At 56.7% G+C, this 13,407-nt stretch carries 14 protein-coding genes; all 14 read right to left on the reverse strand.

The window, feature by feature from the left end; all coding sequences use genetic code 11:
* Window positions 1-22: 22 nt before the first annotated feature.
* Window positions 23-451 (reverse strand): IS30 family transposase, encoded by a 429-nt coding sequence (locus C816_RS13395; RefSeq protein WP_016322935.1) that lies wholly within the window; start codon window positions 449-451, stop codon window positions 23-25.
* Window positions 452-1,660: a hypothetical protein gene (locus C816_RS25480; RefSeq protein WP_016322936.1), complete on the reverse strand. Its 1,209-nt coding sequence runs from the start codon at window positions 1,658-1,660 to the stop codon at window positions 452-454.
* Window positions 1,661-1,663: 3 nt separating this feature from the next.
* Complete coding sequence (locus C816_RS23750) at window positions 1,664-1,822, reverse strand: hypothetical protein (protein ID WP_016322937.1); 159 nt, start codon at window positions 1,820-1,822, stop codon at window positions 1,664-1,666.
* On the reverse strand, window positions 1,822-4,068 hold the full coding sequence (locus C816_RS13405; protein WP_016322938.1) for a hypothetical protein: 2,247 nt from the start codon (window positions 4,066-4,068) through the stop codon (window positions 1,822-1,824). The genes C816_RS23750 and C816_RS13405 overlap by 1 nt, the downstream gene beginning before the upstream one ends.
* A complete protein-coding gene (locus C816_RS13410; RefSeq protein ID WP_016322939.1) occupies window positions 4,061-4,444 on the reverse strand; it encodes a hypothetical protein in 384 nt (127 codons plus the stop codon). The genes C816_RS13405 and C816_RS13410 overlap by 8 nt, the downstream gene beginning before the upstream one ends.
* Window positions 4,441-5,421, reverse strand: a complete 981-nt coding sequence (locus C816_RS13415) for a hypothetical protein (protein WP_016322940.1) — start codon at window positions 5,419-5,421, stop codon at window positions 4,441-4,443. Before C816_RS13415 ends, C816_RS13410 begins: the two co-directional genes overlap by 4 nt.
* 96 nt (window positions 5,422-5,517) lie before the next feature.
* Window positions 5,518-6,315 carry an IS21-like element helper ATPase IstB gene (gene istB / locus C816_RS13420; RefSeq protein WP_016320839.1) on the reverse strand — a complete coding sequence of 266 codons (798 nt, stop codon included), beginning with the start codon at window positions 6,313-6,315 and terminating at the stop codon, window positions 5,518-5,520.
* Window positions 6,308-7,513, reverse strand: coding sequence for an IS21 family transposase (gene istA, locus C816_RS23755; protein WP_016320838.1), 1,206 nt, complete (start codon window positions 7,511-7,513; stop codon window positions 6,308-6,310). Before istA ends, istB begins: the two co-directional genes overlap by 8 nt.
* Before the next feature lie 117 nt (window positions 7,514-7,630).
* Window positions 7,631-9,001, reverse strand: a complete 1,371-nt coding sequence (locus C816_RS13430; protein ID WP_016322941.1) for a recombinase family protein — start codon at window positions 8,999-9,001, stop codon at window positions 7,631-7,633.
* Between the two features lie 88 nt (window positions 9,002-9,089).
* The gene (locus C816_RS13435; protein WP_016322942.1) at window positions 9,090-9,281 is read right to left on the reverse strand and encodes a hypothetical protein; all 192 of its coding nucleotides are present in this window, start codon (window positions 9,279-9,281) and stop codon (window positions 9,090-9,092) included.
* 201 nt (window positions 9,282-9,482) lie between these two features.
* The gene (locus C816_RS13440) at window positions 9,483-9,830 is read right to left on the reverse strand and encodes a replication initiator protein A (RefSeq protein WP_016316598.1); all 348 of its coding nucleotides are present in this window, start codon (window positions 9,828-9,830) and stop codon (window positions 9,483-9,485) included.
* A 149-nt stretch (window positions 9,831-9,979) separates the two neighbouring features.
* A complete protein-coding gene (locus tag C816_RS22830; protein WP_016322943.1) occupies window positions 9,980-10,348 on the reverse strand; it encodes a cysteine-rich VLP domain-containing protein in 369 nt (122 codons plus the stop codon).
* A 492-nt stretch (window positions 10,349-10,840) separates the two neighbouring features.
* Window positions 10,841-11,239 carry an RNA polymerase sigma factor gene (locus C816_RS13445; protein ID WP_016322944.1) on the reverse strand — a complete coding sequence of 133 codons (399 nt, stop codon included), beginning with the start codon at window positions 11,237-11,239 and terminating at the stop codon, window positions 10,841-10,843.
* Window positions 11,240-11,687: 448 nt separating this feature from the next.
* The gene (locus C816_RS13450) at window positions 11,688-13,217 is read right to left on the reverse strand and encodes an ABC-F family ATP-binding cassette domain-containing protein (RefSeq protein ID WP_016322945.1); all 1,530 of its coding nucleotides are present in this window, start codon (window positions 13,215-13,217) and stop codon (window positions 11,688-11,690) included.
* Window positions 13,218-13,407 lie beyond the last annotated feature (190 nt).

The raw sequence follows: 13,407 nt of genomic DNA on the forward strand, positions 1-13,407 counted from the left end.
TCGTTTTCCCGTGTTCAGCTGGTCAGGCCGCCACGGTCATGTATTCGCCATAAAGCATTTGCGACGTTTTCCACCCCAGGATCTGGCGCGGATAGTTGGCCAGCCACTCCTCCACCTCCGCCGCGCTCACATTGTCGAAGTTGGTTCCCTTTGGAAAAAACCGCCTTATGATCCGGTTCATGTTTTCGTTGTTGCCCCGCTCATAGGCAGAATATGGGTGGCAATAAAAAACCTTTGTGCGCGGTTTCCTGGCCCGCTTGGATCGCTCCATCCCCTCACATTCCTGGAACTCGCACCCATTATCCACGGTGATGGAGCGGAAAACCTCCCGGAACTTTGCCCCCATGCGGCGCTCCATGCGGTCCAGCGCCCGGACCACGCTTTCCATGGTGTGATCAGGCACCCACACAATGACGGGGTAACGGGTCAGCCTAATAATCGTGTCTTTCATTCACACACCTCCACAGGTAATCTCTCCCGCCGTCCAGGCGGCATACTTGGGGAAAACGGCGTCCACCTTCACCAGGGCCCGCTCAATCCGGTTGGCCCCATCGATGGTCAGCCCCGCCATGGTCCCGGGGATTTCCGGCATCTCCAGCCCCTGGGCGGCCCGTACCGTCTCCACGCCGGCCAGATACGCCTCCATCCGGCTCCGGGTGGGGGCGTCCCGCGCTGTCCAGCCGGCCTCCGGCCGGACCTCGGCAAGGTATCCCCGCCGCCGGAGTTCCCCGGCCAGCCATTCCACCGCGCTCCCAACCCGGTTGAGATCCCGGCTGTCGTAACTGCTCCGCAGGCAGCGGGCGGAGGCCCACCAGGCCCGCTCCTCCTCCGTCCAGCGGGCATACCCCCGGGCGCAGAGGGCCAGGACCTGATCCGCGTCCGCCTGGGTCCGGTCCGTCACCAGGCGGATCATGTACACCTCTGCCCCGGTCTGATTCCCGGCGCCGTCCTTGGCGATGACGGCGATGCGGTTTTCCTCGATCTCCAGGGGTACCTCCGCTTCAAACCGCCCGTCCCGGACCGGTACGGCCGTTCCCGCCACCGTGACGGATACGTCCGGCGCGGCGACGTCCCAAGCCTCTCCCGCCACCGTGACAGCCTCCTCATCCACCACATGCCTCAGGTGCGCCTTGTGGACCAGCAGCCCCGGCGGGACGGTGTCCACAGTGTAGGCGGCGGAGACGGCGCTCCCGTTGCCATCGTAGTCCCGGACGGAGGCCGTGACCGCATGGGGACCGTCCGCCCATCCCCCCGGCGGGGTCCAGGTAAAGCGGTACCCGCCTGGAATGGGCTCTGCGGCGGCCCCGGCAAGGGAAAACGTCCCCGGATCCACCCCGGACCCGCCCTCCTCGTCCACGGCCTCAAATATGAGCGCGGGCGTTTCCGTGCTTAAATACCCCGGGAGCGGGGAGACAAGCGTCAGCGCCGGCGCCGCCGTCTCTCGCACCACCAGCCGCAGGGCGGGCAGCTGGGCCCCGGTGACGGAGGCCGTCTGTCCGGTTTCATTGGAGGCTTGCGCCTCAATGTCAAAGTACCCGCCCGGCTGGTGGATGGAGGTCCCCGGGGGCGTCAGGACGCCCTCATAGCGGCCCGTGGCAGGGTTGTAGGTCAGGGAGACCCAGGTATTTCCTAGCCTTGCCCGGACGGTTTTCAGAGCCATTCCTCACACCTCCCCACTGGTAAATTCCCCAGCCGCCGCCTGCGCACTGGGCACGCACTCCACATCAATGGCGGCCACGGAGATCAGCACGGGCTGGCTGGCTTGTGCAGAGTTCGGGCTCAGCAGGGCTGAGACAACAACGGGAATATAGGTTGATGCCATTATTTTTTCCTCCCAAAATTCTCTGCCGCAGGCCTTTCCCAGCTCAGCATAATGAATCCGCTGGCCCCGGCAGCGCCGGGCTTTCCGGGCCCCGGCGGTTTGGTTTCCCGCCACGTGTAATGTCCCGGATGATTTTCAGTCGGTTTGAAGGCCGGGACAAACTCCAGGTACCCCTCCGGAGGATCTCCGCCGGCGCCGCCCTGGCCGCCGTCTCCGGTGCCGGACAGGGGAGACGGGACGCCGGGCCGGCAGAACGCCTGCCCGTTGGCGATGTCGGTATAGCCGTTGGGATAGATTTCACCTTCCGCGCTGGAGTATGCGCCGAATACAGACGGCTGGCCCATGGCCCCGGCGGAGCCATATACGGTTCCCGGCGCCCCGCCCGCGCCCCGCTTGTAGTGGATCACAGCCCCGGGATTGAGCTTAATCGTACCAAACCACACCCTGCCGCCCTGGCCGTCCGTCCCCTGCGCGCCGTAGGCGGGATTGTAGCCGGAGAAGGAGATATTGCTGTTTCCGGCGCTGATATACTGTCCCTCCTGTCCAACGCCGCCGCCCTGGCCCCCGTCGGAGAGCACCAGCCGGAACTCCGTCACGCCCTCCGGCGCGGTCCAGTCCCCCTCGTCCTGGTCCAGCACCTCGAACTCCGTCCAAAGATAGGAGCCGTCCGCCTGGAGGAGCTGGCTCCGGCACACCAGCGCCCGGTCCTGGATCTGCCAAGTCTGGCTCATCCGCCGGGCCGTGGCCGCGCTGGACTCGTCCAGCCAGATGGTATCCACGTCCCCAATCTCCCCGGCGGGGTCGCCCCGTCCGACGGTCTCATAGACGTTTCCGCCGTACTGGGCCAGAATCAGCCGCGCCGCCGCCAGAGCCTGCTGCGGCGTGTGGATGAAGGGGTTGATGATGGTCACCGTCTTCTCGCTGCTGGTGGAGTTGCCGGAGACCACGAACTCCGTGCCCTCCCCGTCCGCCAGATGGAAGATCAGCGCCGCAAGGCTCTCGTTGGCCTTCATGGCCGGGTAGCCGGAGAGGTTGTCCAAGGTCACCTTCTGCCCCTGGTTCCAAAGAGGCTCCGCCGTCAGCCGCCCGGTGGCGGCGTCCGCCCGTGGCCAGGTGCCCGTGGCCTGGCAGACCCACCGGGCAATACTCTCGCACTTCTTTCCGCTGACCGCCTCCCGGCTCTCCGCAACAACCGGTAGCTGCGCGTACGCTGGGTCCACGTGACAGCGGTTTTTGAACGCGTCCCCCAGCTGTCCCACCAGCGCCTGGAGCCAGCCCTCCAGCGTCTCCGGCAGCACCTCCGGCGGCAGGAAGGTCCGGTCTGCCAGCAATCCGATGATGTCCACCAGCGACCATTTCATGTCCATGGCGTTCTCGCCGGTCTTCCAGCCGTCCCCGGCCTGGTAGTAGATCCCGAGCTCCTGATACTCCACGCCGCCGCCTGAGAGCAGCACGCCGATATGTATTTCCACGCCCTGCCGGGCCTCGATGGACTGAAAGATTCCGTCTTTTCGCCGGGGCTCAAACCGGCGGGTGTGGTTGTCCATGGAGATCTCCGCCGTGCCATAGGGCAGTGTGAGGCAGGAGAACTGCCCCTGCTGGGTCACGGAGAACTTGGAGAGCATATCCGCGTCCCAGTCTTCATAGACCCCCGGCACGATCTCAACCACCCGCGCCCGCCGCCCCGGCAGGCTCCATTTTGTCACTGTCACCCGGATGGCGGTGGGGTCATAGACGGTAAAGCCGTCAAACTGCATCTCCGTCTCCCGGCTGCCGGTGACGGTCTGGGTAAAATAGGCGGCGCCGCTGCACAGCACCTCCACAGTGAAGTCCTCCGGAACCCCGTCCAGCGGGTCCGTGGAGAAGAACACGGAGAAGGCCTGTAAAATGGACATCCCGGAGAAGCTGAGCTGTACCCATGTGGGCGTGGAAAAGGTCCCGTCCGGCCCGCTGAGGGTCTCCGAGGCCCACCCCTGCGGCCGGTCTCCGGCCGTCCGGTACCCATCTGGAAACAGGTCAAACTCCCCGCCCAGCAGCCACCGCCCCGGCTCCAGCGTGGCGTATCGGGGCGGCGCGTCAAAGCTTCGGTCCCGGAGTTCCGCCCCCCGGCTCCAGGGCGCCTCTCCCGAGGAGGTCGCCGGCAGCCACACCTTGTCCGGGTCCGAGATGTCCACCACGGCCCGCAAAAAGATGTGCCGCGGTGATCCCGCAATGGCGGCCTCATAGGCCGCGCTCCGCTTAAGCATGGGGATACTCCTCTCTCAATGCGAACCCCAGCCCGTGCCACACAGGCCGCCCTCCGTCGTCAATCAGAAACGTGGGATTTGTGATGGAGTCCACCACAAAGGACGATGTAATCATCTCGACCCCATTGTCTGGCAGTACAGAGGCGATGATGGGCCCGCCGGAGCGCAGGATCTCCAGCGCCGGGCGGCAGATCTCGTCCTCCAGATAGTCATAGGCCCACTGGGCCCGCCACACCTTCCACTTCTTTCCGATCCGCTCCAGCACCCGCCGCCCGGAGATCATGTCCTGCTGCCGCGTCAAGTCCTCCTCCCAGCAGGCGTATCGGTCAAAGCTGGACTGCGGAAGCAGGATCCCATTTAAGATGATCTGATTCATGTGTCGTCCTTCACCTCCGGATTTGCCTTCGCCTCCGCCCGGAGGCCGGGGAGCATGATCCGTCCCACCTTCTGACTGTCCAGGTATACAGCTCCCGCCACGCCGGAGGTCGTCGATCCAATGCCGGCAACGGCCGTCTGCATCCCGTTAACCCCGGCGGCCACCGCCTGCCGCACGTCCTGTGCGGTGGCGGGAACCGGCTCCTGCATGGCGTCAAAATCCAGGCTGGCGGCGATCTCCGCATTGGAGGGTACGCTCTTCCAGGCATCCTTCAAAATCCGCGCCACCTCCTGCTCCATGGCCCTGGCCTTGGCGTACAGCGCCTCCTCCTGGGAGGCCAGCCCCTCGATCAGCCCCCTGGCGGTGTCCGCGCCGCTCTGAAAGGCGGTGTCCGTAAGGCTGTCCAGGGCCTCGTCCAGTCTGGCGCTGTACTCCGTCTCCAAAGTCTCCAGCTGGTCCTTGTAAAACTGTTCCGCCACCTCCGCGGCCCGCTGCTGCTTCTCGTCCCAGAGGGCGTTGTACTGCTCCCACTGGCTGTCGGACATGGCCAGCAGCTGCTCACCGTACGCCGTGGCCTCGTCCACGTCCATGGCCAAGACCTCGTCCAGAAGATCCTGGCTCAGGCCCCGCTCCCGGAGCCGGGTCATGGCGTCTTCGTAGCGGTTGATGGCGTCGATCTGGGCCTGGATGCTCTCCAGGCTCATCCGGTCGTCCTTGACGGTGAACAGGTCCCCGTACCCGGACAGGGCCTGCTCCATGCTCTTCCGCTGGCTCTCGATTCCCTTGACCCGGTCCTCCAGCTCGTCCGTCAGAGCCTCCGTCTGTTCCGCCCACAGCGCCGCCTCGCTGTCGGCAAGGGCCTTGTCGTACTTGTAGATCTGCTCCGTCACCCGGCGGTACTCGCTCAGGTTCCCCTCGTCGGTGAGGTAGCTGTCCCGGTACTCCTTCAGCTTTGCGTAGTAGTCCTGCTCGCTCACCAGTTCCAGATTCTTCTGGTGGTGTCAACGCCAATTTGAAATTGTAAGAAAACGCCGAAGAAATTTTGTAGTTTTTCGGCGGGGGGGGTAACAGAATCAGTTATTTCCTTGCAGGAAAAGAGTATTTACGATTTGCTGTTTCTGGCGCATAAATTCCTTGCGCTCCTTCAGGCGGTAAGACTCACCCTTGATGTTGATAACGGTGCAGTGATGCAGTACACGATCCAGGATGGCGGAGGCGATGGTGACGTCGGCAAAGACCTCGTTCCACTGGGAGAAGGTTTTGTTGGAGGTGAAGACGGTGGATGTTTTCTCGTACCGCCTGGCAATGAGCTGAAAGAACAGGTTTGCACCCTGGATGTCCATGGGGAGGTAGCCGATTTCGTCGATGATGAGCATCCTGTACTTGGCCAGAACCTTGAGCTTGTCCGGCAGACGGTTCTCAAAATGGGCCTTCTTGAGCTGTTCAATGAGCTGGTGGCAGTTGATGTAGTAGGTGGAGAAACGGTGCTGTGCCGCCACCAGGCCCAAAGCGGAGGCCAGATGGGTCTTGCCCACGCCGGGCGGGCCGAGGAAGACCACATTCTCCCCGTTTTCCAGGAAGCGCATGGTAGCCAACTCATCGATCTGGCGCTTGTCGATGGAGGGCTGGAAAGAGAAATCGAAGTCGTCCAGGGTTTTCTTAATGGGAAAGCCAGACATCTGGATCTGCTTCTCATAGGCCCGTCTCCGCTTGGATTTGGCTTCTTCTGAGAAAATGTGATCCAAAACCTCCACAATGTTGAGCTTGTCCGCCACCGCCCGTTCCAGGTAGTTGTCCAGAATCTCCAGGGTGTTTTTCATTTTAAGGGCTTCCAGGTTTTCCCTCAGCCTGTCCATAGTAAATTCAGTCATACAGCACCTCGTCATATCTGGATAAATCGGAGGGCTTCAAGGGGAAATCTATTACTTTGCCCTGTTCCAGCAGAACATTTTCCGCATCTATTGTCTGTTTCAGCGTAATCCTTCTATAGTGCTGAGGATTGACAACCATGTCCTTCCTTTGATACGATATTCGATGCAGAGCGATCTGCTTTCCCTCATAGTAGGCGGCCAGCATACTGTCGAGGGCCACGACTGCCACATCTTTGCCGATGTACTCCGCTGGCACGGAGTACTGATTCCCGGCGTATGAGATGAGGCAGTCTTTTTGTACCCGCCTAAGGTTGATCTTGTCGATGATGTACTCACGGGAAAGAGGACTCAGCCCCTCTTTTTGCAGCCGCTCAAAGGGAATCTCGTTGGTGGTGGCATGGACTTTGCCATTGACCTTATTACACCAAGCCAAGGCTTGTCCATTCAAATCTGCCAGGCTGTTGTACTTGATCCCGACCATGAAGTTGTCCCGCACAAACTGCACCGTCCGCTCCACTTTTCCTTTCGTCTGACCACGATATGGCCGGCACAGGATGGGTTTGAATCCATAGAATCCCGCGAAGTCCTCAAACTGCCGGTTTAGTGTGGAGTCCTCCTGCTTCAAAAGCCGCTTGATGACTACCTGCTTCATGTTATCGTACAGAATCTCCTCCGGGTAGCCTCCGAAATACCGAAACGCGTTCTGATGGCACCGTATCAACGTGTTTGTGCTCATATCTGTGACAAATTCGATGTACCGCATCCTTGAGTACCCCAGAATCATGAGAAAGCAGTACAGCTTCTTCCACTTTCCGTCCTCGTATACCAGGTGATCCTCGAAGAATCCCCAGTCCATCTGCCCTTGCTTTCCTGGCATCGTCTCAAACCGCACCGTTGCTTTCTCATTCAAGTCCATCTTCCGGCTGCTCACATACGCCTTGACAATACTGTAACCTCCGTCAAACCCCATCTCCCGCAGCTTCTCCAGTATCCGCAACGCTGAATACGGCGCCTCTTCCAGCCACTCGTCCACGATCTGCTTGTACGGGTCCATCTTTGTTGGCTTGGGTTCGCTCAATGTGTACTCCGGCTTCTGCGGCGATTCCGCGTACCGCTTTGCCGTCCGCGGGTCCATGTGGTACTTCCGTCCCAGCTCCACATAGCTCAGCCCTTTTTGTCTGTCGCTTCGGATATCCATCCACTGTGCTCCTTTCATTTTCTGACTCCCTTTCCGGGCTCTTTCTCGCCCTGATTGGGAGTCTATCTTTTTCCCTTCACCTCCGCCACTAAACTACATTTTTTCCTCGGCGTTTTCTTACATTTTATCACTGGCGCTGACAGCAATCTCGCTGGCAAGGGCCTGGCGGCGGCTGTCCAATTCCTCAATCTTGGCGTTGGCGTAGGAGATCAGCACCGGGGTTGCGCCCACCAGCGTGTCCAACAACTTTTCAATCTCGCTCTCCACCTGGGCCAGCTCCGCTTGCTTCGCCGTCAGCTTCGGGCTGGCGGCTCTTTTCTTTTTGCGGCCCGTCAGCGTCTTGTAGTCCTCCAGCTTCTTCACCATCTGCTGGTAAACCAATTCCTCCAAATCGTGAAGCCGGACAGCACCACAGCCAGGACAGGATTTATTTTCTGCGTGTTTCGAGCAACGAAAATAGAGATGCCCACAAGAATGAGCCGCCATCAAAGCGTAGCCGCAGTTGCCACACTTGATTTTCCCGGCCATCCACGAATGACGGGCTTTCCTCGCAGGCTGGTAGCTTTGGCTTGCCATGATTTTCTTTCGCACCCGAAGCCACAACTCGGACGGGATGAAGCCCTCGCTGGGGGCAAGCACCAACATCTGGCCTTGCAGATACTTGTGCTTGTTATCGGTGCTGCCCTTGCTCCGATAATAGTAGCAGCCGTTGGTTCCAGTGAAGTCGGCGGCATCGTTGTAAATCTCCGTTCCCTGGCTCTTGAAAAACTCGTAAATGTCCAAATCAGCCATTGCGTAAATTGGATTGCGGAGGATTAGGCTGATTGTTGACCTGGAAAACGGTTTTCCATAGAATGACCTCACGCCTTGGGCCGTAAGCTGGGTGGCGATGTCGTGGAGCGAAATGCGCGGGTCGATATACATATCGTACATCTTGCGAACGAACGCCGCCTCTGTCGGTTCAATCACCAGTTTCTTGGTGTGAATGCCGTCAATGATGATAGGCTCTGTCCGAAAACCGTAGGGCGCACGTCCGCCCATTTTGAAACCTCGCTGACACCGGGCGTACCATGCATCCTGCACCCGCTTCTGGATAGTTTCTCTCTCCAACTGCGCGAACACAATGCAGATGTTCAGCATCGCCCGGCCCATCGGTGTGGACGTGTCGAACTTCTCCGTGGAAGAAATAAATTCCACATTGTACTCCTGAAACAGCGCCATCATGTTTGCGAAGTCCAGAATGGAACGACTGATGCGGTCGAGTTTGTAAACAACTACCCTGGCAATCAGCCCACGCTTAATGTCCTCCACCAGCATTTGAAACAGGGGCCTGTCCGTATTCTTACCGCTGTAACCCTTGTCTTGATATTCCTTGCAACTCCCGCCTCTCAATTCGTATTTGCAAAACTCAATCTGACTTTCGATAGAGATGCTATCCTTTTTGTCGATGGATTGTCTTGCATAAATCGCGTCAATTCGATTGTTCATTTTGCGCTCCCTTTCTGAAAAGAAACGGAGCTGCTGACGCTATGATTATATCATCAGCAGCCCCGCAAAGCAACGGCGCGGCAAAAATTTAGCTGGCCGGTTCCTCCGTCTGCCGGTGGCTGGCGTACTTACGGAACACCTCATAAAGCCGCTGCTCCAACTCCCGGCGTTTCATCGCCTCTTGCTTCGGGGAGAGAATGGGTGTGAGGTTTTCCAGCGGGATTTCCCGGCCCTGGAAATTGACAATCTCGGTCTGCATCTTGTAGCTGATATGCTCCATAGGCAACTCCTTGTTTTCAAAATTTTCAGGGTGGACATTTGTCCGAAAAGTGGGTGCTATTTACTCCCACTCGTTTTACTTGTACTTGTTATTGTTCTTATAGTTCTTATTAGGGGTCAGTTTTTTTGCCTGCGTCAGCCGGGTTTCTGCCCTATTACAAGAGCAGTTTTCCGGCTATGGTGAAGGACAGGTTTTTATCCATTAGGGGTGGCTAAATTCTTGTCCATCAGGCAGCTTCACATAGATGTGATTGGGCTTGGAAAACTGCTGTCGCCGTCGCTCAATCAGCCCCGCCGCCTCTAATTCCGCCAATACGTTCTTGGCGGTGGTCATGCTCTTGCCGAGTATTCCGGCTACCTTCTCAATCGGGAAGATGATATAAACTCTCCCGGCCTCGTCCGTCCAGCCGTTGAGCTGAGACAGCCGCGCCCGGTCGAGCAAAAGGGCATAGGTCAGCTTGGCGGTAAGGGTCAAGCCCCTGTCCAGCAGGAACCAGGGGAAGAAGAAATAGGGCGGTAATTCGGTAGTTATCGTCATGTAGTCGGTCATGGTATTAGCCTCCTTAGTGTGGGGCTGTCAGACCGCCGCTGTGGGCCGTTAGAGGCCCGTTTTCGGGGTCGGGAAGGAAATGTATCAGGCCCCCTTTGAGGGCGGTCTTGAAAGCCCTGATATTACTGCGTTTTCAGCGGGTACTTTTTCTACACATCAGCCCGGTTTTTCCTGGCCCATGTGCGTTTGCTCCGTTTCACCCGTTCTGCGGCACAGGTGGAGCAATAGAGAGTGTTGTGCCTGGACGGGGCAAACGGCCTCCCGCACTCCCGGCAGTGCCGCCGTCTGACAGAGGAAGGCGGGAACAATGCGGCACACAGGCCAGCGTCCAGAGGGAGGACGGCGGCGCGGAACCATTTGCAGATTAGGGAATAGGTGATACTCTGCGGACAAATACATTCCTCGCCGTTGTCCAGAAGCAAGCAGTTTCCGCAATCGTAGTTGCAGCACTCCCGCACCAGCCTCCGGGCCGTTCGGTACTGCTGGTAAGTCATGTGTGGGATTTCGGATGCGCCCATTTCACACGCTCCCCCGGCAAAATCCTAAAAGCGTCAGATTTGCGTTTTTAGCGTGAGTGCCAATCTGGCGTTGACGATACCTGACCCGCAGGAAAGGAACAGACGCAAAGCGGGTGTTCCTTTCCTGCGGGTGTGCAAGGGGTTTGGGGAGTGCAGCTCCCCATCGCGTCCGAAGGACGCAACGCCCCAACCTGGGGTCCCCGCAAAGTCTCAGACTTTGTGGGGAAAGGAGGAGCAAGGGAGCGAGCGCAGTTTTCGCCGCAAGGCGGAAACGGAGATGAGCGGACTTTGCGACGACGCGCGCACGACACCGGAACGGTGTATAAGTGCGCCGTAAGAAACGGACGCACTCTTGCTGAAGCTGATTGATCGCTGACATCTTGACCTCCTTGGCATAGGAGGGACAAGCCGCCGAAGCAGCTTGTCCCTCCCGATGATAGGGTGATTGCCCCTCACCTGGTAGCCATCATGCCGGGATGATCGTCAGGGCGGTCAGCGGAAAAATTTGAAAAACTTTTTCCGAACGCCCTCGATGCTGTCATAGACTGCAGCCTTGGAGCAGCCGCACCGCCGACCAATCTCCGCATAGCTGAAATCATACAGCGCATAGAGCAGAAACCGCTCCCGCTGGGTAGGTGTGCAGAGGGCCAGCACCGCCAGAATTTCATCCAGCGTTTCCTGCTGGCAGACCAATTCCTCCGGGGTGGCGCAGTAGGGCAGAACGCCATGGGCGGCGATTATGTACTCGTCACACTCGCGTCCGTCCCAGCGCCGCCGCTGTTCCCGGTCAAGGCTCCGCTCGGTACGCTTGGCCAACTCCCAGAACTCGTCAAGGGTGGCGGCGTCCTCATAGGTCAGCTTGCGGCTGTATCTCTTGATGGTGATCTCCATCGTGTTATCCTCCTGTTCAGATTTGGGGAAGTGCGAAATCTGAACAGGAAGGGTGGGCCGCGACACCGGGGCCGGATGGGACAGTCCTCCGAAAAAGCAAAAACGCCCGAACAGCACAAGGCTATTCGGGCGCTGAGGGTGACGGTATGTGTAGACTGGAAACGACTATTTTCGCAAACCTGGGTAGGGTTCGCCGCTGCGGGGGTTAGGCTTTTTTTAACAAGTGCCTATCTATTCGTAGTCGCATGGCGGCGTCCTCCCATTGCCGCCAAAACATAAAAAACTGGCGGCTTCGATTTTCTCAAAGCCGCCAGAAATGAGCATGATTAAGGACTGCTACACGACGGCTTTTTTTCTTTTGCCATCGTGCGGCAGTTTTTCAAATTATTCCATTGATTTACTCAAAATTAGAATGACAGTCCATTTAATAGGGGCGTGAACATCCACTTCACTTTTCAATACTTATCACCCGATGCACCCAGCCGTTATAAAAATTCTCCTCATGTGAAACAAGCAAAACAGTCCCAGGAAAGTTTATCAATGCTTCCTTCAAAGCCTCTTTTGCCTGAACGTCTAAATGGTTTGTGGGTTCATCCAAAATCAAGAAGTTGCAAGGGATAAGTGTCAGCAGACATATTTTCACTTTCGCCTGTTCACCGCCACTCAATGACCCAATAGGCTGCATAGCGTGTTTGCTTGAAATTCCGCATTGCGCAAGGTGTTTCCGAATTTCTTTCATTACCATATCGGGGTGAGCATCAGAGAGAATTTCTATCGGAGTTCGGTTGCTATCAGCCCATACTAAATCCTGTTCAAAGTATTCAAACGTAACTTGCGCCGAAAACTTGAACTGTCCATGCAGAGCCGGGAGCTGCCCAATCAGCGTTTTTAGCAACGTTGACTTTCCAATTCCATTGAACCCGGTAATGACAACTTTCTGTCCTCCTTTTATAGCGAAGCTAATATCGGACAACACAGGATAGTAATACCCAACTGCTAAATTGCTGACTAACAAATGCTCCGTATTTGTCAGAGACAGTGCAGGAAAATGAAATGTAGGTTTAATCTCCTTTTGGTCTAATGCCTCCAACTTGTCCATACGGTCAAGCTGTTTCTGCCGCCCCCTTGCCATCTTTGATTTCCGTCCAGCAATATTCTTCCTGATAAATTCCTCGGTTTTCTTAATCTCTCGCTGTTGTGCAGAATACTGGCGCACATAATCTTCCCGCAGGAGAGTTTTCTTTTTGAGAAATTCCGAATAGGTGCCATAATATTTGGCAATTTGATAGTTGTCTATATCACAAATCCGATTTGCAATTTTATTGAGGAAAGCGAAATCGTGTGATACAACCATGAAAGCATTTTCCAACTCCGATAAATAGTCAGCAAGCCATGCAACGTGTTCTTTGTCCAGAAAATTTGTAGGTTCATCCAGCAGAAGAACATCCGGTTTTTCCAGCAGCAGCTTCGCCAGGATCACCTTTGCTCGTTGCCCACCGCTCATTTGGTCAATCGGCCGGTCAAGGCCAACTGCGAACAAACCTAATCCACTTGCAACCTGCTCAATGCGTGTGTCAATCGAATAGAAATCCTCCATCTCCAGACATTCTTGGAGTTGAGCAGCTCGGCCTAAACATCCCATGTCTCCATTCGCAGCTCTCTCGTACAGCGATGCCATCTCAGCTTCAATGTGATACAATCTTGAAAATGCCGATTTCAGAAAGTCTCTCATTGTCAGACTGTGGTCTATTTCTGCGTATTGGTCTAAGTATCCGATAGAGGTATTTGCTTGCCAAATAATCTCCCCAGCATCAGGGAGAACCTGGTCTGTGCATATCTTTACCAGAGTGCTTTTCCCTGTTCCGTTTTGTCCTACAATGCCGATGTGTTCTCCTTTATTCAGTGTTAATTCGGCATTTTTGTAAAGAAGATTTTCGCCAAAAGAGTGCGTTAATCCATGTATTTCCAACAAACTCATTTGTTTCAATTCCTTTCTCTTTAATGTGTGAAAAAAGAAAAGGCAGAGGATAAATGCGCACAAAAGCGCGCCTACCCTCTGCCTATCATTTTCTCATACGAAATGAAAAGCAAAAGGCTATGGACAAAACATTGCCCATAGCCTTTATTACGCTAAATTCATGTACGGGAAATGAACAATAGCCATCCAA

The sequence above is a fragment of the Oscillibacter sp. 1-3 genome, assembly GCF_000403435.2.
In the GTDB taxonomy this organism is placed as follows: Bacteria; Bacillota; Clostridia; order Oscillospirales; family Oscillospiraceae; genus Oscillibacter.